We start from the raw sequence: 21984 nt of genomic DNA on the forward strand, positions 1-21984 counted from the left end.
GTTCAGCCCTTCCCCGTTCAAGCGTCCTTTATTTGGGTACTATGGCTTCTGCTGACTTCTGCATGTTCAGCGACTCCTTACGGAGACGGTTACCAACATTTGAAGGCACTTCATGCAGACCTCCCCAGGTAAGAGCGATAACTTTCATCCCATGTACCTGCCCAAGTTTACTGCTGTATTCCTTGGCTGTATAGGGCTTCGTCTTGTTCAGCAGACTCGCCCGAATACAACAGCCTCAAATTGGATTCGTGTACCTCAGGTCGGGACTTTGCCGCCGGCTTCCTCCAGATTCCACCTCACGGTAGACACCCTTGCCTTGAGCTAACGGTTGGTACAGCCAACCCCCGTTCGGGACTTACACCCTAGAGTTATCGCCCATGCTGGGCGCACTAAAAGAAAACAGACGAAAGAAATCCTTTCGTCTGTTTTTCTCTCAGAGAGCCTGACTCGATTTATTCAGAATCAGTCCTCGTCTTTTTCATCATCATCGTCGTCTTCGTCGTCATCGTCAGCACCCGAAGCGAACGCCAACGTGTAAACGTAAGGAGTTTTGTCGCGATCATCTACCCAGACAATGCGATTCCCACCCATGCGCGGGCTTTTCAATTCCGCATCATCATCCCACTCGATATCGCTAAATGACCCCTCTTCGAAATCATATAGCTCAAAGTAGAACTGCTTGCCTTTTCCGGACAGACGATTGTCTTCAAACAAAATCATATTTCGTGAAGCCTGTGGATTTTTCTGGTCGCCATCCGAATAGCGTAGCAGCGGATTGACTTTTTGACGGTCGATGTTGTAATAGTACAAATCCCAACCTGCTTTGGAATTGCCAGTATCTTCGCTCCAAACCACGAAATCATCGCCAATGGCTGCTTTCTCTATTTTTACGTTTTTACGAATTTCTCTTTCTCTATCTGCCTCGATATCGTAGAGAACGATCGATGCATTCTTTTTGCCTTCTTCGACTACCCAGGTAGCATAGTCCTGAGAAATATCAACGCTTAACGGTTCACTTTTCAGCCTTGTTACCTCAGTATGCTTTCCAGTGGACAGATTTGTGATGATCACTTCTGCTCTGCGATCGACATTAACCCACAATAGACGTTCTCCGTCGATTTCGTAAAACTTCTCACTCGGCTTTTGATCATCATCTTCGTTTGTGATCTGCGTTTGGACGCCTTTACGAATATCGTAGGAGAAGAGTGCGTCTTCCTTCTGATCATACCAGACAACATAACGAGAGCTTACGACAGGGCGAGCAGCATCTTGACCTGAGCCACTGATGGCTTTGCTCGTTCCTTTTTCCATATCGTAAAGAACGATCGCATTGTTATTCTTAGACTTTGATACATACGCGACATAACGATCGTGACCAGCTGGATCAATAGGATCGCCACCTACATTACCCAGCGGAACTTGCTCTTTATCGTCCAGATCATACAGATGAAGCTGGAGCTTTTTATTACTGTCCTTTTTGGCATACAAAATGTAGTCACCATAAATTTTCGGTCCTACATTTCCAGAAAGGTTGGAGTCAATCTTCTTTTTGGACGATTTATCGACGGTACGATAGATCAGATCATTACCTTCCGCATACACATAATCATCTTTGTACGTATGTACAAATTCTTTGTCACTTGAACCATTCGTCAATTCTTTGTTTCTGCCATTGCTGATGGTATGCACGTAGATTTGATTATAGGAGCGATTCTCATACAAAATTTTATTTGTGGAAAGAGTAGGACGCCCTTGATCGCCTTTTTGGACGACAGCTTCCTTTTCTTGTTTGGCTTTGATATCGTAATAGTAAATATCGCTGTTGCCATCTCGCTCATCTTCCCATGCGACATACGCATCACTTACCACTGGGTTGCTTGCTTTTCCATTCGCAGATACGACCTCTGTATCACCTGTAGAAATTTTGTACAGATAAACATCCCCGTTATCTGTCCAGACGACGTTTTTATCCCCGATCTCCACACCATCGACAGTTGCTGACCCATCTGACAAACGGGTTTCTTTTTGCTTCGCGATGTCATACAAGTAGACGTCCGAACCTCCATCACGGGAGTCGATCCACACGACATACTCACCATCAACTTTCGGATTCGTCTTTTCAGATTCCTTGTCGCCAATTTGCGTTTGTGTACCTTTATCGAGATTGTAAAGGGTTACGGTTTCTTCCCCTTCAACCATCCACACGGCATATTTTTTGGAAATGTCATAACCGGCTCCGGAAATCTCAGGCTTGCTCGCATCGATTTTTTCTTCATCACCAATACTGTAGGCAAGCGCCGGTGTCCCGCTCCACAGAGATGTGACCAAAAGTGCAGCGGCCAGCATTCCCTGCATCGGTTTTCGCTTCATGAAACAATTCCTCCTTTTACAACGATTTTCACTCTTCTCCATTATCCTCCATACGGAAAAGGTTGTCAAAAAAAACAGGCCTCACCGTAGGCCTGTTGACTATTTTTTTATTCTTTTTCCTGTCTTTCACCAGGTCGGCAGTCACAGTTGCACACCGCATAAAGCGTTTTCACTGAGTTACTTTCAAAATGCTCGATGATGGTTCCGCAAGTCTGACATACGATAGTTCCCATCTATGTCCCCTCCGCATTCAATTGATTCACATATTCCTTTAAATGTTATGTTACATTCATCTTAATATGCTACAACGTTCGGAGTCAAGATGCATTTGTTGATAATTAGTATGTCACATTACAATGGAATATTGTCATTCAACCAGGTCACGATTTTTTGCAAGACTTCTTCCTTTTCAGGCTCATTCAAAATTTCGTGTCGCAAGCCTGCGAATCGCTCAAAGGTTTGTCTGTCTGAAAGGCCGGCTGTAAACTGCTCCACAGCATCCGCATCAACCAATGTATCAGCACCAGCCTGCAAAACAAGGACTGGATGCTTGATTCGATTTCTTTCCTCCCACGCCTTTTCCATAGATCGGTTTAATTCCGTGAACCATCTGACACTTACCTTGGAATAATTGAGCGGATCGTTCCGATAAGCAGCCTGAACAGCTTCGTCACGCGATACCATATCGGGAGTGATTCCATTCGGCATGACAAGGGTTGGCCAGACCCGATCGAGAAATTGTGCCAATTGCTCCTTCCACGCCGGTACAGCCAATTTGAGCTTCATGCATGGAGATGTGAGAATTAACCCTGCCAACTCATTGCTCCGCTCATCCGTCTGAATAAAGCGAGTCGCGATGAGACCACCCAGACTATGCCCCATTAAAAATACTGGCTTCTCCCCTGATGCATCGGCAAGAGCGGTACTCGTCCACTCACGTACACGGGACAAATAGTCTTCGAATGATTGAATATGCCCCCGCCTCCCAGGAGAGCGTCCCCATCCCGGCAAATCTTCCGCATATACGTCCCAGCCTGCCTGATTGAAGTAAGCTGCTACATGCTCATAACGCCCATGATGCTCTCCCGTTCCATGGACGAGAACAATGGCTCCACGAGAATCATTGGCCGACCATTTATGTACACCCATTCTCCCTGTTCCTCCTACTGCTTGATTTCTTTCGATTATACTAAAAAACAGAGGATCGTATTTTACAAAAAAAACCAAAACGAGCAGAAGATAAACTTCTGCTCGTTACCTAATACTGATTTTCTTCAAATGGAATGGATGGTAAATGCTCCTGAAAAAACTCAGCAAGCGCGACTGCCTCGTTCTCCGAATCCAGCCTGAAAATTTTTTGCAGGTATCCTGGATTCACCGCATCTTCAGAACTGAGAAGAGTCGATTGCCCTGTCTGCATACAGATCACCAACGGCTTCCCATAAAACTTGTGTGTAAATACCATGCCAAAGTCGTATCGTGTTCCCTCTGAAATAAAACCGAGAAAACGTACATTAGCATTCTCCGATACGTCGTATAAGTGGTCGTAGTGCTCCATCAGCAATCCCTCCTCAACAGTATTTTGACCTCCGAATTTCGTAAAATATTCGGATTATTTACTAGTATAAGCGAAAAATTACGTTTTTGCCACCCAAACAGCATCATTTACCAGACGTGTCGGGTTCATGACCCTGTCTTCGCCTTCTTGAATCCATCTTACTTTTTCTGCACCATGCAACGATTGCGCGACAAAGGAGAGACATTCAAAGAACAGTTCAACTACTGCTGTACTGTATCGTTCCTCCATTTTCTCCAATGCATACGTCAATCTAAAAATATCTGGTACACTTCTTCGACTGGCTTCCAATACTTCTTTTCCTTTTTCAGTCGGGTATACGTGAACCACACGCCCATCCAACTCCGACTTTTCGATGGTCACCATGCCTTTCTCCATTAATTTCTTGATATGAATGACAATCGAAGAGGGATGCCAGAAGGTCCAATCTGCAATTTGCGTGACGCGTACACCTTCATAACAGTAGATGATCCAGAGAATGTTTAACTGCACGGAGGAATCCAATTCAGCTTCCTTCGCTGCCCGCTCCCAGTCTTCTTTGTTCACCACATCGATGGCGCGCATGGTGTTTAAAGCTTCGAATACATGTCTAATTGAGGCCTCCTGCATGCGTATATTCCTCCATGATCCTTTATCGTTCATCTAACGGCATATAAATATGATATATATTTTACACTTTTCAGAAAAAACGCGCAATTGTTTTTGGTCGCCAACTGCCTCATTGCCAAAGAGTGGAAGACAATGCTACACTTAACGCACAGAATACCGGTACTAGGAGTGAGTGCAGTCGTGAAACTTCAATCGGCCTACATCTATTTCGTTGATGGTTCTACCGCAGCATCTGCAAGTATTGACGACGTGAAAGCCAAGTTTACGCGATACGTTGACATGACCACAAAAACTGGAAAGCAGTTGGGCTGGACCTATGCTGACGCCGCTTTCCCTTACACCCTAGAAGAACGCCCTGACGGAAAGGACGCGTGGTTCCTTCTCAAAGGAAAAGACCCAAATATGTACAAAGCCATCGTTGTTGGAGTCGGGAGCAAAAATGAAAACGGTTCCGAAAAGCACTACATACAAGTGTCCCTCCCTGAATCAGCCACACATGGCGACAAAAACAAGGCAAATGAGTACTGTCGATACTTGGCACGTGATTATAAAGCAGAGCTCCACCTCTTCAACAACCGCATTCAATATTTCCAACCTCGAAAGCCATAAAGAAAAACGGAAAACAGTCGAATCATATCGACTGTTTTTCATGTTCAGGCCTATTCCCCCCGACCTCTTTTTTTCATACGAATAACAAAGAGAGAAAAGGGGGGAGCTTATGGATGCCCAAGCATTTATTCAGCTGATTGCTGACCACGCCAGAAAGTCTTATCAGAACCATCGTGTATTCCCCTCCATTACAATAGCGCAAGCCGTACTCGAGTCAGGTTGGGGTCAAAAAGTACCTGTTGACCCTGCCACTGGGACATCCTCGTACAACCTCTTTGGAATAAAGGGAACGGGACCTGCTGGCTCTGTCACCATCGAAAGCAAAGAGGTGGAAAACGGAAAGACGGTTACACGTACTTCCCAGTTCCGCGCTTATGAAAATTATCAGCAATCCATGGAGGACCATGCCCAGTTTCTACGCAAGCCCACTTACAAAAACGTGCTTGCAGCCACGACTCCCGCACAAGCCGCACAGGCTTTAGAGGAAGCTGGCTACGCTACCGATCCTGCGTACGCTGAAAAGCTGACGCGCCTCATTCAGACGTACAACTTGACCCAGTACGATCAATTCGGCCCGGAAGAGCCACAATCGATTCCTCCCTGGAAACGGGAGCTAGGAAATCGTGCGTTACAGGAGGGCTTGCTGACCTCGCCCGATTGGCTAAATAAGCTAGATGAACCAATGCCAGTATGGGCTGTTTTAGCAATTGCCCTGCGACTGCTGGACAAACAGCGAGAGAAGCCATGAGTCCATAAATAAAAATCAAAAGCCCCATTGCCACAAACAAATCTTGTGGGTAATGGGGCTGTTTCGTATAAAAATGCAGTTGCCTCAGTCGTAACGTTGCTTGAGCACGTTGATCAAATCATTTGAGACCTGGACAGCGAATAAAACCTTCCGTCCACCATCCGAATTCCCAGATCGACGCAATATTCCAATCCTTGCGTGACTCCGTACAAAATCCATTCGGAAGAACGGTGGTTGATATCAAAATCAGTGTAAAGGTCAGTGCCATCATTTCGGATCTCTTTGCGGTACGTCACATCAAAAAGGCGTAGGACAAAAGGCAGTTCAGCAAATGGAATAGCAAACTTTCGCTCTATTTCTTGCTCGAACTCCTTCGTCATGCTCCACTCTGCCTGAATGGACTGCTCATCTTTCCAGGCAATGCGTATACTCGGGCCTTCTACATCCGTGGACGATCGCGGGGGATTTGTCTCCATTCGCTCCCATCGTTCCTTTCTTTTACTTGCTATTACCAAGTATATTGGCTTTTCCGTATATTATAGCACGGGGACATGTAAAGTGGAAACGCATCCAAGCCATAATTTTTAGCGTCCAACTGTAAATGTATTTTCACCGACGGTTACATAAGAAGTGAATTTCTCTGATTTCATTTGAACTTGTACTTTATAAGTGCCGTATGCTTCGAGTTTCGTAGATACAAAAGGCTCAGAAAAATAAAAACTGTTTGCATTCTGTGTGGAGTATTTCCACTCTTTCCCTTTAGACACTTCTTTGCCGTCCGGTCCGACCAACACGAGCTGCATGCGCAAGTCTTTGGCGATAGGCGCGTCATCAACCTCTACGAAAACGTTAAACGTACGAGGGACATTTTTATCGCTGTATCCTTTGACAGGGTTGCTGAAAACGACATTTTTATTGCGGGTCTGCTGAATCCCTTCGACCACAATAATATTTACGTTTGGCTTAATCACTTGCAATTTGCCAGATTGCTGATCGTAATCGACGAAACCACCGAGCTTGTTCACTATTGATTCTACAGATTCAGCCTTGGATGCTGGCATTTCACTCGCTACAGTTTCCGCACCGAAAAATACGCGCATCGCACCTTCTCCCAGCGCAGTAGTGCTCCCCACCCCTGCTGCTACAGTCAACGCCAACAAGGCCGAAAACCATGCTTTTTTCATGTCAATAATCCTCCTGTATGTGTGCGCGGCAGCGCTTGTTTTTCCGGAATTTCTTCTCCCTAGTTTATACGTTTGGAAAAGGAAATAGTTGTGCTGCCCTGATAAGTTTTTTCAACAATATCCACATTATCCACAAGCACAAAAACCTTAGGAAGAAAGACTTATACACAGAGATGTTAGTAACTACTTCTTACTCTTGACCAAAATACAGCTGGGAATGACACAGCAAAAAGAGCGGCTATCCAGCCACTCTTTTTTTGCTCCTGACACCTGCTACTCCTGTTGAGAAAGCCAAGTAAAATACCGGGAGACCAGTCGAATAGCAACCTCGATCGCGTCTTCATTGGGCTCAATTTTGGAATGGTGCAAGCCGTATGGCGTTTGCACACCCAGCCAGAATAAAAAGCCGGGGATTTCTTTCAAAAAGTACCCGAAGTCTTCTCCGGTCATAGCTTCCTTGCAGGTGATGAGAGTTACATCATCACATTGCTCCTGTACCCATTGCATGAAGTCTGTCGTTAGCTGCTCCTCGTTGTAAACCTGGCAGTAGCCAACGCCATAGTCAATCGTTGCCTGGCAATCAAAGCCTATTTCCACTCCCTTTACGAGAGATTCAATGCGGCTTTTGACAAGTGCCATCGATTCCATCGAAAAGGTTCGGATCGTCCCTTCTAGCCTGGACTTCTCCGCGATAATGTTTTGCTTCGTCCCGCTCTCCAGCTTGCCAATCGTTACGACGGCAGAATCCAATGGATCGATATTGCGCGAAATAATCGATTGAAGCTGTGTCACCAGATGGCTTCCTGCAACCACCATGTCATTCGCCTTGTGAGGGAAGGCTGCATGCCCCCCTTTGCCGACCAGATCAATGTACAACTCAGAAGTGTTGGCAAACAAAATTCCTGGCTTTGTTGCAATTTGACCAACCGGATATTCTGGCGCGATATGCAGGGCAAAAATGCAGTCCGGTCGCCACTCTGCAAACTCTTCACTTTCCATCATCGGCCAAGCACCGCCAGGGCCTTCTTCTGCCGGCTGGAAGAGGAACAGCAAATCATCTGCGATCGAATGCTCAGTAAAATGCGTCAGGAGGCCAAGAGCGATTGCCATATGCATGTCATGGCCGCAAGCATGCATATACCCTTCATGAAGCGATCGAAACGGATAGGACGTTTCCTCTACGATCGGTAGGCCATCCATATCCGTCCGCCAGGCAATTAGTCGTTTTGGCTTTGTTCCTGCCAGCTTGACCAAAATGCCTGTCCGCCACGTTTTGATCTCGATTCGCTCCTGAGGCAGCTTTTTCAAATAATCGAGCAAGTATTGTTGCGTCTTCACTTCCGCGAAGCCTGGCTCCGGTATTTGGTGCAAATCTCGGCGAATTTGTGTAAACAAGGAAGTCGTCATGGTCTACGCCTCCTTTTTCGAACCTGTTCTTGCTGTTAATTGCTCTTCAAACACAGCAAGGAAACGGTCGACATCGGCTTTTGTCAACGTCAGTGGCGGAAGCAGACGAACAATCGTTTTCTGCGTCACGTCTACAAGGATTCCTTCGTCAAGCAATGCTTGCTGCAAGTGGCTTACCTCTTCCGGGGTGGAAGAGAGCGGAATTCCAACCATCAAGCCTTTTCCGCGAAGAGATTGCAGTTGATCTGGAAGACGCGTTCGCAACGCTTCCAAACCCGACCACAGGTACGCAATCACTTCTTCTACATGAGGGATGAAGGCTGGATTAAGCAATTCGTCCAACACGACATTCCCCAGGGCAGCAGACAATGGCGATGGTGCAAATGTCGTTCCGTGATCCCCCGGTTTGAACTGGTTCATCAGCTTTGGACCAGCGATGACACCGCCGAGTGGAAGCCCTCCCCCTATGCCTTTGGCGAATAGGATGAGATCTGGCGTTACGCCTGCATGCTCATAAGCAAACAGCTTTCCTGTTCTGCCCATTCCTGTCTGGATTTCGTCCATGACAAAGAGCATGCCTTCTTGTTCACAGATGGCAGCTACCTCTCGCAAGAACGCTTCTGTTAGTGGTACGACACCGCCGGAACCCAAGACTGGCTCCATAAGGACCGCAGCGGGTCTTGCCTCCTGGCAAATCGCTCGCAATCCTGCCGTGTCCTCCACATCCAGTTCATAAACAGGAAAAGCTGGCTGAGGAAAGTCTTGATAGACGTGAGCCTGCCTCGTCAGACGTACTGCTCCAAGTGTTCGCCCGTGAAAGCTGTTGCGTAAAACAACGATGCCTTCACGACCTGCTCCCTCGTTTTTCGTCCATTTATGAATCAGCTTGATCGCAGACTCTGTGGCCTCCGCACCAGAGTTGGTGAAAAACACCTTACCGCTGATGCTGTTCGCAACCAAACGCTCCGCTAATCGAATAGCCGGCTTGTTTAAAAATACATTGGAAATATGCAAGAAGCGCTCTCCCTGCTCACGCAGAGCCTGTACAATGCGCGGATGAGAATGCCCCAAAACGTTTACCGCGAGTCCAGTAAACAAGTCGAGATAACTCTTCCCATTCGTATCGTACAAGTAATTTCCTTCGCCTTTCTCTATGGCAATCGGAATTCTTTTATAAGAGGAGACGATATATTGTTCATCGAGCGAACGCCAGTCCATGTGCACTCTCTCCCTTACAGCTGACGTAGCTCCTGCTTGATCTCTGTCTTGGAACGAGTTTTTTCATCGATTTGCTTGATCACACGTGCAGGTGTTCCCGCAACTACTACGTATGGAGGTACATCTTCAATGACGACAGCACCTGCTGCAACAACAGCACCTTTTCCTACGCGTACACCTTCCAGAATGACAGCATTTGCTCCGATGACAACATCATCCTCGACAACAACTGGCTGTGCAGACGGCGGCTCGATAACGCCTGCGATAACCGATCCAGCACCGATGTGGCAGTTTTTCCCGATGGTTCCACGTCCACCTACTACAACATTCATATCAATCATCGTACCTTCACCGATCACTGCACCGATGTTAATGGAAGCACCCATCATGATGACCGCATTGTTACCGATTGTCACTTGGTCACGGATAATTGCGCCTGGCTCAATACGCGCTTGAATCCCTTTTGTATCCAGCAATGGAATAGCGGAGTTGCGACGATCGCTTTCTACTACATAATCTTCAATTTTGTCTGCGTTAGCAGCGAGTACTGGCTCAATCTCTTTCCACTCACCAAAAACAACACCAGTCGGACCAGTAATGAAGGCTTTGGAGCTCGCACCAAAGTCGATTCCTTCCAGGTTCCCTTTCACATATACCTTCACAGGTGTTTTCTTTTCGCTTTTTTGAATAAACGCGATAATTTCGTTAGCATCCATCATGTTCATTGTTACATCCTCCTCAAAATAACAGCATGGTAAATCAAAAAAAGCAATGAGTGCATTCGCTATCTCATTGCTTTTGATACTACGTAAGCAAATCATAAATAGCGCTCCACAAAAAGATGTAAGGTCCCTTGTGACAGGATGTTCATTTTTCATGAAACACCCCAGCCTGTGCTACGTAGGGGCATAGCATAAGCTTCGGCGCTTTAGCCTTTCTTCCTTCTCCTGCCCCCTGGCAGATTACGAAAAGGCTTACTCTTCTTCGGCGCACCTCTATTTAGTGTACATTATATTAATTTTATTTAACTCTACCAAAATCAATGAAACGTGGCAAGATGAAAAAAGTTATTGACAACGATTCTCATTTTCATTAATTTTATTTGTGAGAATGATACTCATTATCTAACTGGAGGTTTTACGTTTTATGAGCATTTTGATGGTATACGCGAGCATGACAGGGAATACACAGGAAATTGCTGAAGCAATTGCAGAAGGTATTCGTTCAACTGGTGCTGAGCTGGAGATAAAAGAAGTAATGGACGCGAATGCAAAAGAACTCGAGGCTTACGACGGAATCTTGCTTGGTGCCTACACATGGGGCGATGGCGAACTTCCAGATGAATGCCTGGATTTCTATGAGGAGATGGACGATATTGACCTTAGTGGGAAAAAGGTTGTTGCTTTTGGCTCTTGCGATTCCGCTTACGAGCATGTCGGTGCAGCTGTTGATATTTTGCTGAAAAAGGCGAGTGAGCGTGGCGCAGAAACTCCTCTGGAAGGTTTGAAAATCGAGCTTTCTCCTACAGCAAAAGAAGTGGAAACTTGCAAAGCATTCGGGGTATCGTTTGCTGAATTGCTCGGCTAATCGATGTTTCCCAAATACTCTGGCACATGCTATACTATCAATCCAACTTTTTAAGGAGGATTGATCTCATGCCACTACATACAGACGAGATTCTGTTACGGCCTCTCCACCAACAAGACGCAGCCGAGCTCCTAGAGCTTCGGCTGCGTAATCATGAATTTCTCCAACCATTTGAACCGATCCGCCCCGCTTCATTTCTGACCCTTCCAGCACAGCAAGAACAGATTTCACAAGCACAGAATGATTTTGAACGTGGTACTGCCTATGCTTTTGGTGTATTCTCCCGGGAATCTGAAAAGATGATTGGACGTGTAGCGTTGTCGAATGTCGCACGCGGCGCATGGCAAAATGCGACGATTGGCTACTTCATGGATCAGACCTGCAATGGCAAAGGCTATACAACACTAGCTGTAAATCTTGCCCTTCGCTTTGCTTTAACGGATATTGGGCTACACAGGGTACAAGCGGCTGTCATGCCTCGCAACCAAGCTTCCATTCGTGTCTTGGAAAAAAACCGTTTTCGCCAGGAGGGGCTATCGTTACGCTATTTGCAAATTAACGGTGTATGGGAGGACCATCTCATCTACGCTCTTACTGCTGAGGAGTGGTCTGTGTAATCTCCATGCTCTTTTCAATCTCGCGCAGCCGCTCCAGGATGCGCCGTTTGCGGTACAGCATCATCCCCGCTTCGGCGACATCCTTTACAGTTGAGCGATTCAAATACGCTCCGAACAAAATACCCGCGATAGGCACCATTTGAAATAACTTTTTCCACCCGAAGTTTTCTGTGTACGTAACCACGACTTCACGCCATCCCTGCAATTGTGCCATTACCTCTCTCTGCGCACTTGGTTCATCAAAGCGGGAGAGCTCAGCGAGTATCGCTTTTTTCCCTACGATGTCTGATGAAGCAAATTGCAAGCATTTGACGACAAACAGCCGCTCCCTCTTCTCTTCCGGTCGATAGCCATAGGCAAGCGCCATCTCTTGTAATACTTTTAGGGATGTCCCCATCAATAGCGGGATATCGATCGCAAGGGTAAATATCCCCCCGAAGCCAGTCGTCGCACCTTGTACCGTGGCAAAATTCGCACGTGAATCCTTCAGCTCCATTGCGACATCATTCATGATTGTAAGCGGTACAGCAGCAATCTCCTCCTTGCCAATTACAGAAGAACCGTATCCCTCTAAGCGTTTGTCAAACCACTTGTATATGGATTCATCCTGCACCAAATAAGTCCCACCTGTCTCGAGAAAGGCTGCCATTTCATCTACGGCTTTTCCCAGCTTCTCCTGAACAAATGCAGGCGTAATCCGATCCAAGAGAACAAAAGGAAGTCTGCCAAGCTTTTCCCAGAACCACAAGTCGTTCTGATCCTTCTCCCAGTCCTCCACTTCGCGTAAGGCCGTAACCAATGTCTCCCTAGACTCTTTCAACCCCAACAACCTCCCTGCCTGCTCACTCAGATTCTCCTCGCTTCCACTGACATTGGTTGCGCAAGATGGACTTGATATAGTCCTGCAACTCTTCTGGCGTGGCGTGGCAGACGAATTCTTTTATATTTCTTACGATCCCCAGCTTCAAATGTTTCACTTGCTCTCCTTCGATCCGAAAGCCGAACTTTTCCAAGATTACCTTCTGTTCATTTGTCACAGAGCTTCCTCCCCTTGTAGTCGAAAACCCCCATGCCAAAATGCAAGGGGGTTTCCTATCTACTATTTCACTTCAATGGTAAGCGTCAATGTTTCATTACGCTCATTTACATCGTTTTTCTTCGTGTACTTTCTTTTGGAGTTGATAACCGTGCAGGTCTTATTGCTGAGCGTATTCGTTACCTTGATCTTGTATTCCCCAGGCTTATCCGTATCGATATACCTGTTCAAATTCAGTGATTCAAGTCCCTCGCTATCGTCGACATCACCTTTGCTGGGCTTGATGCTGGCGATCTCTTCTTCCCCGAAAAAGATCTCGATCCGATTTTCTGAGGAAATGGTACCATTACTGTGCTTCCGGTTGGCACCAATACCGATCTCGCCATGTTTCCATTCAAATTTTGGCATATAGTAGGACTTCTTTTCGCTCTTATCCCTGATCTTTTTGGATCCGACTAGCTCAGCATGAGTAGCGATCAGCCTTAGGTCTTCCATTTCGAGATCATCGCCTGCGTTCACGGTAATCTTTTGTCCGTCCCGGTATTCCTTGCCGCTCTCGCTTCGAAGAAGAAGTGACGAACTTGGTGGACTCACACCTGTATCCCCTGGCTCACATGCCGGATACGACTTGATTGGAGGCGAATCTTCTATCACTTGAACATAGCCGCACCAGACTTGCGCCGGGTCTCTTTTACTATAGTAGTTGACTTTGTAGCGACCTGGCTTGTAGCCGGACAACAGCAATCCCGTGTGATCCCAATTCAATTTGCTCTCATCGGCAATGACGTTATCGATCGCCCATACACCTGGCCCCTCATCATCATCTGCTTCACTTCCCTTTTCAATGTGCTCGGCAGCAGTGGTCAGCCAGATCACATGAACAGGATTCTGATACAGCTTGACTGTATTATCAGAGGAATACAGGTTCATCTTTTCTACCGTCGGTGTTGATTTTTCGTTTTGCTTCATCAACACATCCATCGTGACATTTCCACCAGCAGGGCCGCAGGCATTTGGTGCACCTGGTATTTGTATTTGAACCGTTGTCGCCGAAGTATCGCCCCACAAAGACGATTTCTCTTTTTGCCCCGAAACAGGCTCAAACGTGACAGCGATTGTGATTCCAGCCAGTCTCTCAGGAATGTCCACCTCAAAATGTTGCGCGTCTGTCAAGGTTTGTCCTGTCCCGTTCACCGACCATCTTCCTGGGATTGGCGAATACAATGGAACTTTCCCTGGTGCTGCTGGAGCTGTTATTTTCTGATCTTGCGTCAGCTTTTGACCGCTTGCATCCGTTCCCATGTACAGCTCTGCAACGCCTACTTGAATCGTTGTCATCCAAGGTGACATGGTTGTATCATCTGGAACAAAGAGGAGCTCATACTGCCCCGTCAACAACGTCCCCGTCGAAAATACTGTTTCTTGAACAGACCTCATCTCTGTACTCGTGGACTTATTTGTTAATTTCCACGTGCCCCGTACAGAACTGGTAAAGTCGTGTGAACCCATCATTCCAAAAATCGCCGTTTGCCCGCCACTTGGTACTGGTTCTCCCTCTGCCTTTTCCCCGTTAAATATGCTCGGGTAATTTATGGCCTCTACCAGAAATCGCACATGCACTGTGCTGCTCTTGCCTTTGGCATCTGTCACAACAAAGGTCAAGGTATGCGAGCCAGCAGACAGCTTTTGTGCTGGAATGGTAAACCGAGGTACTTGCCATTTGAAAGTAGTTTGTGACGAGGTATTTTCGGCTTGATACTCCGGTAACTCTACGCCATCCAATAAAACTTGCTTCCGATTGATGTTGGTGCCAGTTCCATAAGTAGTCTGTATCACGTCAATATCAAGTGGTGTCTCGGGAGGAAGAATAAACTCATCATTCTTCACCCAGTTCCAACCATTTGAATCCAGTCCTGCAACCTGATAATCGTTAAAGATAACCATATCGTGAACAGGCTGCTGCCGGAGTGGCTTAGATACTTGGCTGTTTTTTTTCATGGATGCTGTTGCCCCGGCCCCCATGGCTGGCGGTACTGACACACCTGACAAAAGGGTGCCCGTTGCCAAACACACTAGAAGTGCTTTTACAACCCATTTTTTCACGAATTGTCCTCCTACTTTCTTCCTTACAATTTTCAACTGTGATCATTCGACAAAAACGGCGCAATATCCTTTACAAACATAGAGCTTTTTCGCGCGTTAGATATAGTTAAATACTATCCGGTTTATAATTTATATAGATTTGACTTATATCTCCCTAGTCGGTAAAAATGGATGAAAAGGAGGGGATTCAGATGGTACAAGCCAATCAATGGAATGCCGGACTGTACGACGCCAAAATGAATTTCGTTTCTGAATACGGCAAAGGGTTAGTGGACTGGCTACAGCCGGCTCCTGGAGAAAGCATTCTTGACTTAGGCTGTGGAACAGGCGACCTGTGTGCCGAACTATCGCTTGCAGGAGCATATGTAACAGGAATCGACTTTTCTGCAACCATGATTGAGGCTGCTCGCAAAAAATATCCGCCGTTTGCTTTTGAAGTAGCCGATGCGCATACGTATCGTACAGATGTCAGTTACAACGCTGTCTTTTCCAATGCCGCACTCCACTGGATGAAACGCCCTGCAGAAGTCGTTGAAACCGTTTGGTTGGCTCTTGCTCCCGGTGGACGCTTTGTTGCCGAATTTGGAGGGCACGGCAATTGCGGACAAATCACAAAAGCATTACGGACTGCTTTAGCACGAAGAGGAATATCTGCTGATGAGCGCTCACCTTGGTATTTTCCAAGCATTGGAGAGTACACGACCCTTTTGGAGAAGCAAGGCTTCCATGTCGTATTTGCCTCCCATTTTGATCGTCCGACAGTCATGGCTGATGGGGACTTGGGGCTTTCGCATTGGCTGAATTCTTTTTGCAGTCCTTTTTTTGCTGGACTGTCCTCAGATGATATCCAGCAAGTATGTAGGGAAGTCACTGACATACTGCGTCCTGCTCTGTTTCAAGAGGGACACTGGGTGCTCGATTACAAGCGTATTCGCGTCCTTGCCCATAAGAAATCAGAGAAGGATACTCTACAAGGAGGAGCTGTAAAATGACCAGGATTGCCTGTCTCCATGGACATTATTCGAATATTTCCCTCTTATCAGATGCGTTCGCAGCCTTTGACGTAGATCTCCTTCATTTTGTTGATCCAGGTTTACTCCTGCAAAACGCGGGAATTCCTGTCCATACCACGGAACAAGCACAAGCCAAATTACGTGAGCAGCTAAACTGGATGCAGAGCTGCGCGGTCGATGCAATCGTGATCACTTGCACACAGTATGCCGCACTGGTAACACCAGAGGTTGAAGCAACTGCCACTGTCCCACTTTTCACAATCGATGGACCATTTTTTCATGAGCTTGCCCGTCATCCTGAGCCACAAGTTCTGCTGTTCTCCAATCCCGCTACTGTCCAACCTACGATGGAGCGTCTCGTGAAGCTCGCCCATTCCCACAACCTTCATCCAGAGGTACAAGTATCTCTCGTCGAAAATGCTTTTGCCCTGCTCATGGAAAACAAGCAAGAAGCGTACAGAGAAGCGATAAAAGACGCCTTGTATCAGCTCCGCCAAACGTTTCCAGATCAACCAATTGCAGTGGCACAGCTCTCCATGGCACCTGTTGCTAATCAGTTTGCAAAGGAAAACGGCTGTAAGATTTCCCATCCATTACATAGTTTGACGTCGAAAGTGTCTGCAACGTTACCATTACTTTTCAATCGTTGAAAATCGTATGCGTGTAAAAAACAGCCCCGTTTCCTAAGGTTTTTGGCCAGTGGCAACGGGGCTGTCGCTATAAACGAATTCAATTGGCTTTTACATGCCTTCGGCGTTGGTCACCAGAACCTCTTCTCCCTCTTTCAAGCCGCCTTTGATTTCAATAAAATCATAACCTTCAATCCCGATTTGTACGTCTTTCGGCATCGGGTCTCCAGTGCTCGGATCTTTCACCATTACGGTACCCTGACCTGGCCCCAGAATCTCAACCGCATTGCTTGGCAAGCGCAGGACATTCTGTGCTTGAGCGACGATAATATCGTTATCTCCCGTCATCCCATGCTTAAATTCAGCCTTGTCTAGTAGTTCCACTTTTACCGCGAAACGAACTTCCTTGTCTTCTTTTTTCCCTTCTTTCGGGAGCTCTACGACTTTACCTTTAAACGGCTCTGTACCAAATGCATACACGTAAACATCGACATTTTGTCCGATTTTAATCGCGGGAATATCAAGCTCTCCAACGGCTGCCATAAAGTAAACAGAAGTTGTGTCCATAATAATGGCCGCAGGCTCTGACCCTGGCGCTTCGCCTTCTTTTACACCTAGCTTGGTGATGACACCACTAATTGGCGCTGTTACTTGGTTCTTCGCAATTTCACGCTTTTTCTGCTCCATGTTCAATAAGGACCCTTTTAGCGCTAGTTCTTTTTCCATCAGCTCCATGCCGGACGCTTCCATATCCATCTTGAACAGTTGTTGCCCTACTTTGATTACATCGTCCTTTTTCACGTTGACCTTGCCGATTTTCCCGTAAGTACCAGCCAATATCTCCATTTCATCTGGCAGCTGGAATTCCTTCTGATTTCGGCTTACATATAAGAGTCCCTTATCATCCGTGAATTGTACCTCACCCTTGTCCCCAACATAAATGGCCCCAGGCTTCTTGACCAATACTTCGACATTGTGAATCCCGCCAGCACCTTCTACTTTTTCACCAATTCTATCCACTTCCGTGACAACACCATCCACAAAATACATGGAAGTCGGGATGAATACCTTCACTTTTGTACCTACATTGAATCGTTCAGACTCATAGGAGGTAAATTGCCCAATAATTTTCAAATAGTCGGTATTAGCAAGTTTGGCGACTACCGTTTCTGGTCTGACATCTTGCCCTTCTTCCACTGAGACTTCGATGACTTTCCCTTCCTTGGTAGCCGTGATCTTATCTTTTTTCTGTTTAATTTCACTTAGTTCTTTTTTCGCTTTTAGAATTTCCAGCTCTAGCTTTTGAATTTCCAGCTGTGCATCAGAGCTGTCTATCGTGAACAAGACATCACCTTTTTTCACAGACTGACCTTCCTTGACTAGCACACGTTGCACCTTGCCATTGAGCTCTGGCTTGACTTCCTCACGCGCCTTCGCTTCCACTGTACCTGCTGAGTTGATCGTCTTCTTGACCTCACCACGTTCCACGAGCGCTGTCGGGAAGTTCGGTTTTTCTTCTGGCTTTTCTTCTGTAACCTCTTCGCCCTTGAAGTACGAATAGCCGTAATAGCTACCCCCTCCAAGAACGGCCACGACCGTGGCGATAATGATCCATTTTTTCTTGTTCATCTTACGTTCCCCACATTTCATCACTTATTCAGATCGAATCGCTTGCAGTGCACTTAAACGAGATGCGCGGATTGCCGGGAAGATTCCCGCCAACACCCCAATAACAAAGGAGAAGCCAATCGCAAAGAGTGCCAGCCAGCTTGGAATGACCGCTAGCTTTGCCGGCTCAGCCTCAGGATCTCCTCCACCGCCATAGCCCATGTTCAGACTATCCAAGAGACCGCCAGACGCTCCGAAGTAGTTCACGAGCTCAACAGCTCCCCACGCCATGCCGAGACCAGCTAGTCCACCAATTAAGCCAATAAAGCCTGACTCCATTAAGAACAGCCAACGAATATTCAACACAGTGGCTCCGATTACTTTCATGATGCCAATCTCTTTGGTTCGCTCTAAAATCGACATGATCATTGTATTGACGATTCCAATGGTTGCGACAAGCAAGGAGATTGCTGCAATTCCTCCGAGGACCATCTGAATCACGAAGAAGAAGTTATTGATGGTTTCCAGCTCACGTGCAGGCGAATATACTTCAAAGCCATTTTCCTTCAACGCTTTGACTACACTCTCGACTTTTTCACGAGATTCTACTTTGACTGTAATTCTGTCAAATTCAAAGGTATCCTTTTTGGCTTTATCGCGTGATCTGCGCGATGCTCCCTCTTCGACTTCGTCACCTCGACTGCGCGTGACCCACTCGTTCAGCTCTTTCACTACGTTAATCGGTACATAAACCGCGGCTGACGAGTTACGTTCTTCTGACTTTTTTAATTGACCGACAACCTTCACACGCAGTTCTTTTTTCTCGTATTTCGGTTCATCGTCGATGCGATATTCGCGTGACAAGATGAGAGTCCCTGCTCTGTCTACGAGATTGAAGGTCAGTGCATCTCCGCCCCCTATATCAGGAGGTGGCATCTGGGACATTTCATGCCGTCCCGCTCCGGCTTTTCTTCGCCGTTCCTCGCGCTTTTCCTTTTCTATGTCACGCAATTCTCTGGATACATCGAAAGCAACCACTATTTCTTGTGGCGCCCCTGTCAGATAGCTTCCTTTTTCAATGTCATTTTTGCGATAGGCAGCCGACTCATTCACATCCACCCCAATTAGCTGTACGTAACCTTCTCGTCTACCTACCTTAAGCTTCGCTTGCTCTCGTAATTCTTTTATCGGCATAACTGCCTGAATACCAGGAATCTTTTTTAAATCCTGCACCGCTTGCATATTCAGCTTCTTGACCTTATCCTCTGGGACATCAATCCACTCGCCATTTTCCTCGTACCAGCGCAATGCATCGACGTCCATTTCTGTCAAGTTTCCGAAGTTCTCCAAGCTTTTTACCGCACTTTCCTTAAGCCCTAAACTAAGCGCCATCATTGCGACGATTGCAGCCGTCCCGATCATGACACCAACCGACGTGAGGGCTGTCCGTAGCTTCATTCGCCACAGATTCCTCCAGACGATGCGAAAAGAATCCATTACCTTCACTGTTTGTTCACCTCATACCCTCGCCTACGCTGGTCTTGTCCTTTTTTGTACAACCCGTCCGTCTTGGAGATAAATAACGCGGTCGGACTGTTCCGCGACTTCCTGCTCATGGGTAACGATGATGAACGTAGTCCCATTTTCCTTGTTCATTTCTCTCATTAAAAGGAGAATCTCTTGTTCTGTCTTCGAGTCCAGGTTCCCCGTCGGCTCATCCGCCAAGATGATGCCAGGCTGATTGACGAGCGCTCTTGCAATACTGACACGCTGCTGCTGTCCACCACTAAGCTCATTGGGTCTGTGGTCGATACGACCTTCCAACCCTACGCGGTGTAGGATTTCCGTTGCTTTCGCCCGACGTTTTTTCTTGCTTTCGCCTGCAAAAATCAAGGGAAGTTCTACGTTTTCCAACGCTGTCAGATTTGGGAGCAGATTGTATGACTGGAAGATGAAGCCCATGCTTTTCCGGCGAAACATGCATAGTTCGTTCTCGTTGTAGCTGGAAATCTCTGCTCCGCTAACCATGACACTCCCTTCCTCCGGCTTGGTCAAACCTGCAAGCAAATTCAAGAGCGTAGACTTCCCTGACCCCGACGAGCCGCACAGAGCTACAAATTCTCCCTGGTTGATATGAAGGTTGATATCATACAGCACGGGCACTTTGATTTTTCCCGTTCCGTAGCTGTGATTGACCCCTGTCACCGTCAGCTCTCCTGTTGAATTGACCATCGTTTGTCGCACCTCATTCGTTCTCTAAAAATGGAAGCTTTCGTAAACATCACATACTAAAGACGTAACATTTCGCAAAACGTAACGCTTCTTTCGGAAACATTTTACGATTTACAGAATAACCATGTTTTCTTCAAAAATATGTAACAGCTATGTAACCTCTTGCAGCCTGTTACGTATTACAATGTAGATGTCAACAAACCATGGAGGTCGAAAAAGATGACTATCTATCGCTTTTTATTTGAAACAGCAACACGCAGATGGGTTGAAATCATCAAGGCACCCAGTATGTTTGAGGCAGCAAAACAAGCCAAACAGCTTGCAACCAAGCGTTCCAAGTCCATGTCCACTACCATCAGCTTCTCTTTTCACCACGCTGCTTCTCAAGCATAAATGCACACATACATAAACCGCTTTCCCGTTATGGGAGGCGGTTTTTATATTTTGGGGATATTATTGACAGCACCGATTTCTTCCTCTTTAATAGAGAGAGAGGCATTACAGCGCATGACAGTATAGATCCGCTTCGATTGTGCAGCGGTATACAAAGGGAGATAATCACAATGACCATGAAGAAAGCACTCACCATTGCAGGTTCCGACACCAGCGGCGGAGCTGGTCAGCAAGCAGACCTCAAAACGTTTCAGGAGCTTGGTGTTTTCGGGATGACCGCCCTCACCGTTATCGTAGCCCAAGATCCACATAATGAATGGTTTCACGAAGTGTTTCCGATCGATGTTGCGATCCTAGAAAAACAAATCGAAACCGTACTCGCAGGAATTGGCGTAGATGCTGTAAAAACAGGGATGCTCGGAACCACTGAATTGGTTGACCTCGCTACCCGTAAAATAAAACAATACGATTTGAAAAATGTTGTCGTTGACCCTGTGATGATCTGTAAGGGTGCAGATGAAGCTCTCCATCCAGAAATTGCAGTCAGCCTGCGCGAAGTCTTGCTCCCGCATGCAACAGTTGCGACTCCTAACCTGTTCGAGGCTGGTATTCTTAGCCAAATGGGCGCGCTGAAAAGTGTCGATGACATGAAGGAAGCGGCGAAGCGCATCCACGACTTCGGCACCTCTTATGTTGTGGTAAAAGGTGGCAGCAAGCTTCAAAGCGGAAATGCCGTAGATGTTTTCTATGACGGGAAAACGATCGAGGTAATGGAATCAGAGCGCTTTGAGACGAGCTTTACTCATGGTGCCGGCTGCACGTTCTCAGCTGCAATCTGTGCTGAATTGGCAAAAGGAAACTCTGTACACAACGCAGTAGCTGTTGCCAAAGAATTTATTACCGAAGCGATTCGTCACTCGTTTGCGCTCAATCAATATGTGGGACCTACTAATCACGGCGCGTACCGCATGAAAAAGCACGGCGAAGCGATTTGCTAATCACATCTTGGTAAACAAAAACTCCTGACCAGCTCCGAGTCTTTCTC

At 46.7% G+C, this 21984-nt stretch carries 24 protein-coding genes and 1 riboswitch; of the genes, 8 read left to right on the forward strand and 16 right to left on the reverse strand.

What is annotated here, in order from left to right:
- Window positions 1-462: 462 nt before the first annotated feature.
- The 5 genes from BBR47_RS19510 to BBR47_RS19525 form a co-directional block, all read right to left on the reverse strand.
- Window positions 463-2370, reverse strand: coding sequence for a hypothetical protein (locus tag BBR47_RS19510; RefSeq protein ID WP_015892157.1), 1908 nt, complete (start codon window positions 2368-2370; stop codon window positions 463-465).
- A 107-nt stretch (window positions 2371-2477) separates the two neighbouring features.
- Complete coding sequence (locus tag BBR47_RS30445; RefSeq protein WP_015892158.1) at window positions 2478-2603, reverse strand: GapA-binding peptide SR1P; 126 nt, start codon at window positions 2601-2603, stop codon at window positions 2478-2480.
- A 118-nt stretch (window positions 2604-2721) separates the two neighbouring features.
- Window positions 2722-3519, reverse strand: coding sequence for an alpha/beta hydrolase (locus BBR47_RS19515; protein WP_015892159.1), 798 nt, complete (start codon window positions 3517-3519; stop codon window positions 2722-2724).
- A 109-nt stretch (window positions 3520-3628) separates the two neighbouring features.
- On the reverse strand, window positions 3629-3928 hold the full coding sequence (locus BBR47_RS19520; RefSeq protein ID WP_015892160.1) for a DUF3055 domain-containing protein: 300 nt from the start codon (window positions 3926-3928) through the stop codon (window positions 3629-3631).
- A gap of 78 nt (window positions 3929-4006) precedes the next feature.
- Entirely contained in the window at window positions 4007-4555 is a 549-nt protein-coding gene (locus BBR47_RS19525; protein WP_026134060.1) for a MarR family winged helix-turn-helix transcriptional regulator, read from the reverse strand.
- A gap of 180 nt (window positions 4556-4735) precedes the next feature.
- Between BBR47_RS19525 and BBR47_RS19530 the strand changes: the two genes are divergently transcribed.
- Together BBR47_RS19530 and BBR47_RS19535 are read left to right on the forward strand one after the other, a co-directional pair.
- On the forward strand, window positions 4736-5164 hold the full coding sequence (locus BBR47_RS19530) for a DUF1885 family protein (RefSeq protein ID WP_015892162.1): 429 nt from the start codon (window positions 4736-4738) through the stop codon (window positions 5162-5164).
- A gap of 109 nt (window positions 5165-5273) precedes the next feature.
- Window positions 5274-5912 carry a glycoside hydrolase family 73 protein gene (locus BBR47_RS19535; RefSeq protein ID WP_015892163.1) on the forward strand — a complete coding sequence of 213 codons (639 nt, stop codon included), beginning with the start codon at window positions 5274-5276 and terminating at the stop codon, window positions 5910-5912.
- A gap of 113 nt (window positions 5913-6025) precedes the next feature.
- Here BBR47_RS19535 and BBR47_RS19540 read toward each other — a convergent pair whose 3' ends face one another.
- The 5 genes from BBR47_RS19540 to dapD all read right to left on the reverse strand — a co-directional run bounded on the left by BBR47_RS19540 (window position 6026) and on the right by dapD (window position 10446).
- Entirely contained in the window at window positions 6026-6388 is a 363-nt protein-coding gene (locus BBR47_RS19540) for a DUF4912 domain-containing protein (protein WP_007723202.1), read from the reverse strand.
- 108 nt (window positions 6389-6496) lie between these two features.
- Complete coding sequence (locus BBR47_RS19545; RefSeq protein ID WP_015892164.1) at window positions 6497-7096, reverse strand: hypothetical protein; 600 nt, start codon at window positions 7094-7096, stop codon at window positions 6497-6499.
- Window positions 7097-7369: 273 nt separating this feature from the next.
- Window positions 7370-8503 (reverse strand): N-acetyldiaminopimelate deacetylase, encoded by a 1134-nt coding sequence (locus BBR47_RS19550; RefSeq protein ID WP_015892165.1) that lies wholly within the window; start codon window positions 8501-8503, stop codon window positions 7370-7372.
- Window positions 8504-8506: 3 nt separating this feature from the next.
- Window positions 8507-9721, reverse strand: a complete 1215-nt coding sequence (locus BBR47_RS19555; RefSeq protein WP_015892166.1) for an aspartate aminotransferase family protein — start codon at window positions 9719-9721, stop codon at window positions 8507-8509.
- Window positions 9722-9735: 14 nt separating this feature from the next.
- Entirely contained in the window at window positions 9736-10446 is a 711-nt protein-coding gene (gene dapD / locus BBR47_RS19560; RefSeq protein ID WP_007723196.1) for a 2,3,4,5-tetrahydropyridine-2,6-dicarboxylate N-acetyltransferase, read from the reverse strand.
- Window positions 10447-10537: 91 nt separating this feature from the next.
- Window positions 10538-10727, reverse strand: a riboswitch (Lysine riboswitch).
- Between the two features lie 140 nt (window positions 10728-10867).
- On the opposite strand from dapD, the gene BBR47_RS19565 reads away from it, so the two are divergent.
- Both BBR47_RS19565 and BBR47_RS19570 read left to right on the forward strand, forming a co-directional pair.
- Window positions 10868-11308 (forward strand): flavodoxin, encoded by a 441-nt coding sequence (locus tag BBR47_RS19565; protein ID WP_007723194.1) that lies wholly within the window; start codon window positions 10868-10870, stop codon window positions 11306-11308.
- 68 nt (window positions 11309-11376) lie between these two features.
- Window positions 11377-11925 (forward strand): GNAT family N-acetyltransferase, encoded by a 549-nt coding sequence (locus BBR47_RS19570; protein ID WP_015892167.1) that lies wholly within the window; start codon window positions 11377-11379, stop codon window positions 11923-11925.
- On the opposite strand, the gene BBR47_RS19575 is transcribed toward BBR47_RS19570, so the two are convergent.
- The 3 genes from BBR47_RS19575 to BBR47_RS19585 all read right to left on the reverse strand — a co-directional run bounded on the left by BBR47_RS19575 (window position 11900) and on the right by BBR47_RS19585 (window position 15064).
- Window positions 11900-12754, reverse strand: coding sequence for an EcsC family protein (locus BBR47_RS19575; RefSeq protein ID WP_015892168.1), 855 nt, complete (start codon window positions 12752-12754; stop codon window positions 11900-11902). The two genes, BBR47_RS19570 and BBR47_RS19575, sit on opposite strands and share 26 nt — an antisense overlap.
- Before the next feature lie 13 nt (window positions 12755-12767).
- On the reverse strand, window positions 12768-12962 hold the full coding sequence (locus tag BBR47_RS19580; RefSeq protein ID WP_231850497.1) for a hypothetical protein: 195 nt from the start codon (window positions 12960-12962) through the stop codon (window positions 12768-12770).
- A 62-nt stretch (window positions 12963-13024) separates the two neighbouring features.
- The gene (locus tag BBR47_RS19585; RefSeq protein ID WP_015892170.1) at window positions 13025-15064 is read right to left on the reverse strand and encodes a hypothetical protein; all 2040 of its coding nucleotides are present in this window, start codon (window positions 15062-15064) and stop codon (window positions 13025-13027) included.
- 191 nt (window positions 15065-15255) lie between these two features.
- Here BBR47_RS19585 and BBR47_RS19590 point away from each other — a divergent pair, with 191 nt between their 5' ends.
- Together BBR47_RS19590 and BBR47_RS19595 are read left to right on the forward strand one after the other, a co-directional pair.
- On the forward strand, window positions 15256-16056 hold the full coding sequence (locus tag BBR47_RS19590) for a class I SAM-dependent methyltransferase (protein WP_015892171.1): 801 nt from the start codon (window positions 15256-15258) through the stop codon (window positions 16054-16056).
- Window positions 16053-16727 (forward strand): hypothetical protein, encoded by a 675-nt coding sequence (locus tag BBR47_RS19595; protein WP_015892172.1) that lies wholly within the window; start codon window positions 16053-16055, stop codon window positions 16725-16727. Before BBR47_RS19590 ends, BBR47_RS19595 begins: the two co-directional genes overlap by 4 nt.
- A gap of 90 nt (window positions 16728-16817) precedes the next feature.
- Here the strand turns inward: BBR47_RS19595 and BBR47_RS19600 are convergent, their stop codons facing one another.
- Genes BBR47_RS19600 through BBR47_RS19610 form a run of 3 tightly spaced genes read right to left on the reverse strand, consistent with a single transcriptional unit; the run spans window position 16818 to window position 20546 of the window.
- Window positions 16818-18335: an efflux RND transporter periplasmic adaptor subunit gene (locus tag BBR47_RS19600; protein WP_015892173.1), complete on the reverse strand. Its 1518-nt coding sequence runs from the start codon at window positions 18333-18335 to the stop codon at window positions 16818-16820.
- A gap of 24 nt (window positions 18336-18359) precedes the next feature.
- Window positions 18360-19820 (reverse strand): ABC transporter permease, encoded by a 1461-nt coding sequence (locus BBR47_RS19605; protein ID WP_015892174.1) that lies wholly within the window; start codon window positions 19818-19820, stop codon window positions 18360-18362.
- A gap of 24 nt (window positions 19821-19844) precedes the next feature.
- Complete coding sequence (locus tag BBR47_RS19610) at window positions 19845-20546, reverse strand: ABC transporter ATP-binding protein (protein ID WP_015892175.1); 702 nt, start codon at window positions 20544-20546, stop codon at window positions 19845-19847.
- 219 nt (window positions 20547-20765) lie between these two features.
- Between BBR47_RS19610 and BBR47_RS31335 the strand changes: the two genes are divergently transcribed.
- The gene (locus tag BBR47_RS31335) at window positions 20766-20939 is read left to right on the forward strand and encodes a hypothetical protein (RefSeq protein WP_007723176.1); all 174 of its coding nucleotides are present in this window, start codon (window positions 20766-20768) and stop codon (window positions 20937-20939) included.
- A gap of 170 nt (window positions 20940-21109) precedes the next feature.
- Window positions 21110-21937: a pyridoxine/pyridoxal/pyridoxamine kinase gene (gene pdxK, locus BBR47_RS19615; RefSeq protein ID WP_015892177.1), complete on the forward strand. Its 828-nt coding sequence runs from the start codon at window positions 21110-21112 to the stop codon at window positions 21935-21937.
- Window positions 21938-21984 lie beyond the last annotated feature (47 nt).

The sequence above is a fragment of the Brevibacillus brevis NBRC 100599 genome, assembly GCF_000010165.1.
GTDB lineage: Bacteria > Bacillota > Bacilli > Brevibacillales > Brevibacillaceae > Brevibacillus > Brevibacillus brevis_D.

Bases quoted from the DNA above. Each gene is read 5' to 3' on its own strand.
- BBR47_RS19510 (WP_015892157.1), bottom strand. From the start codon at position 2,370: ATGAAGCGAAAACCGATGCAGGGAATGCTGGCCGCTGCACTTTTGGTC.
- BBR47_RS30445 (WP_015892158.1), bottom strand. From the start codon at position 2,603: ATGGGAACTATCGTATGTCAGACTTGCGGAACCATCATCGAGCATTTT.
- BBR47_RS19515 (WP_015892159.1), bottom strand. From the start codon at position 3,519: ATGGGTGTACATAAATGGTCGGCCAATGATTCTCGTGGAGCCATTGTT.
- BBR47_RS19520 (WP_015892160.1), bottom strand. From the start codon at position 3,928: ATGGAGCACTACGACCACTTATACGACGTATCGGAGAATGCTAATGTA.
- BBR47_RS19525 (WP_026134060.1), bottom strand. From the start codon at position 4,555: ATGCAGGAGGCCTCAATTAGACATGTATTCGAAGCTTTAAACACCATG.
- BBR47_RS19535 (WP_015892163.1), top strand. From the start codon at position 5,274: ATGGATGCCCAAGCATTTATTCAGCTGATTGCTGACCACGCCAGAAAG.
- BBR47_RS19540 (WP_007723202.1), bottom strand. From the start codon at position 6,388: ATGGAGACAAATCCCCCGCGATCGTCCACGGATGTAGAAGGCCCGAGT.
- BBR47_RS19545 (WP_015892164.1), bottom strand. From the start codon at position 7,096: ATGAAAAAAGCATGGTTTTCGGCCTTGTTGGCGTTGACTGTAGCAGCA.
- BBR47_RS19550 (WP_015892165.1), bottom strand. From the start codon at position 8,503: ATGACGACTTCCTTGTTTACACAAATTCGCCGAGATTTGCACCAAATA.
- BBR47_RS19555 (WP_015892166.1), bottom strand. From the start codon at position 9,721: ATGGACTGGCGTTCGCTCGATGAACAATATATCGTCTCCTCTTATAAA.
- dapD (WP_007723196.1), bottom strand. From the start codon at position 10,446: ATGAACATGATGGATGCTAACGAAATTATCGCGTTTATTCAAAAAAGC.
- BBR47_RS19565 (WP_007723194.1), top strand. From the start codon at position 10,868: ATGAGCATTTTGATGGTATACGCGAGCATGACAGGGAATACACAGGAA.
- BBR47_RS19570 (WP_015892167.1), top strand. From the start codon at position 11,377: ATGCCACTACATACAGACGAGATTCTGTTACGGCCTCTCCACCAACAA.
- BBR47_RS19590 (WP_015892171.1), top strand. From the start codon at position 15,256: ATGGTACAAGCCAATCAATGGAATGCCGGACTGTACGACGCCAAAATG.
- BBR47_RS19595 (WP_015892172.1), top strand. From the start codon at position 16,053: ATGACCAGGATTGCCTGTCTCCATGGACATTATTCGAATATTTCCCTC.
- BBR47_RS19600 (WP_015892173.1), bottom strand. From the start codon at position 18,335: ATGAACAAGAAAAAATGGATCATTATCGCCACGGTCGTGGCCGTTCTT.
- BBR47_RS19610 (WP_015892175.1), bottom strand. From the start codon at position 20,546: ATGGTCAATTCAACAGGAGAGCTGACGGTGACAGGGGTCAATCACAGC.
- BBR47_RS31335 (WP_007723176.1), top strand. From the start codon at position 20,766: ATGACTATCTATCGCTTTTTATTTGAAACAGCAACACGCAGATGGGTT.
- pdxK (WP_015892177.1), top strand. From the start codon at position 21,110: ATGACCATGAAGAAAGCACTCACCATTGCAGGTTCCGACACCAGCGGC.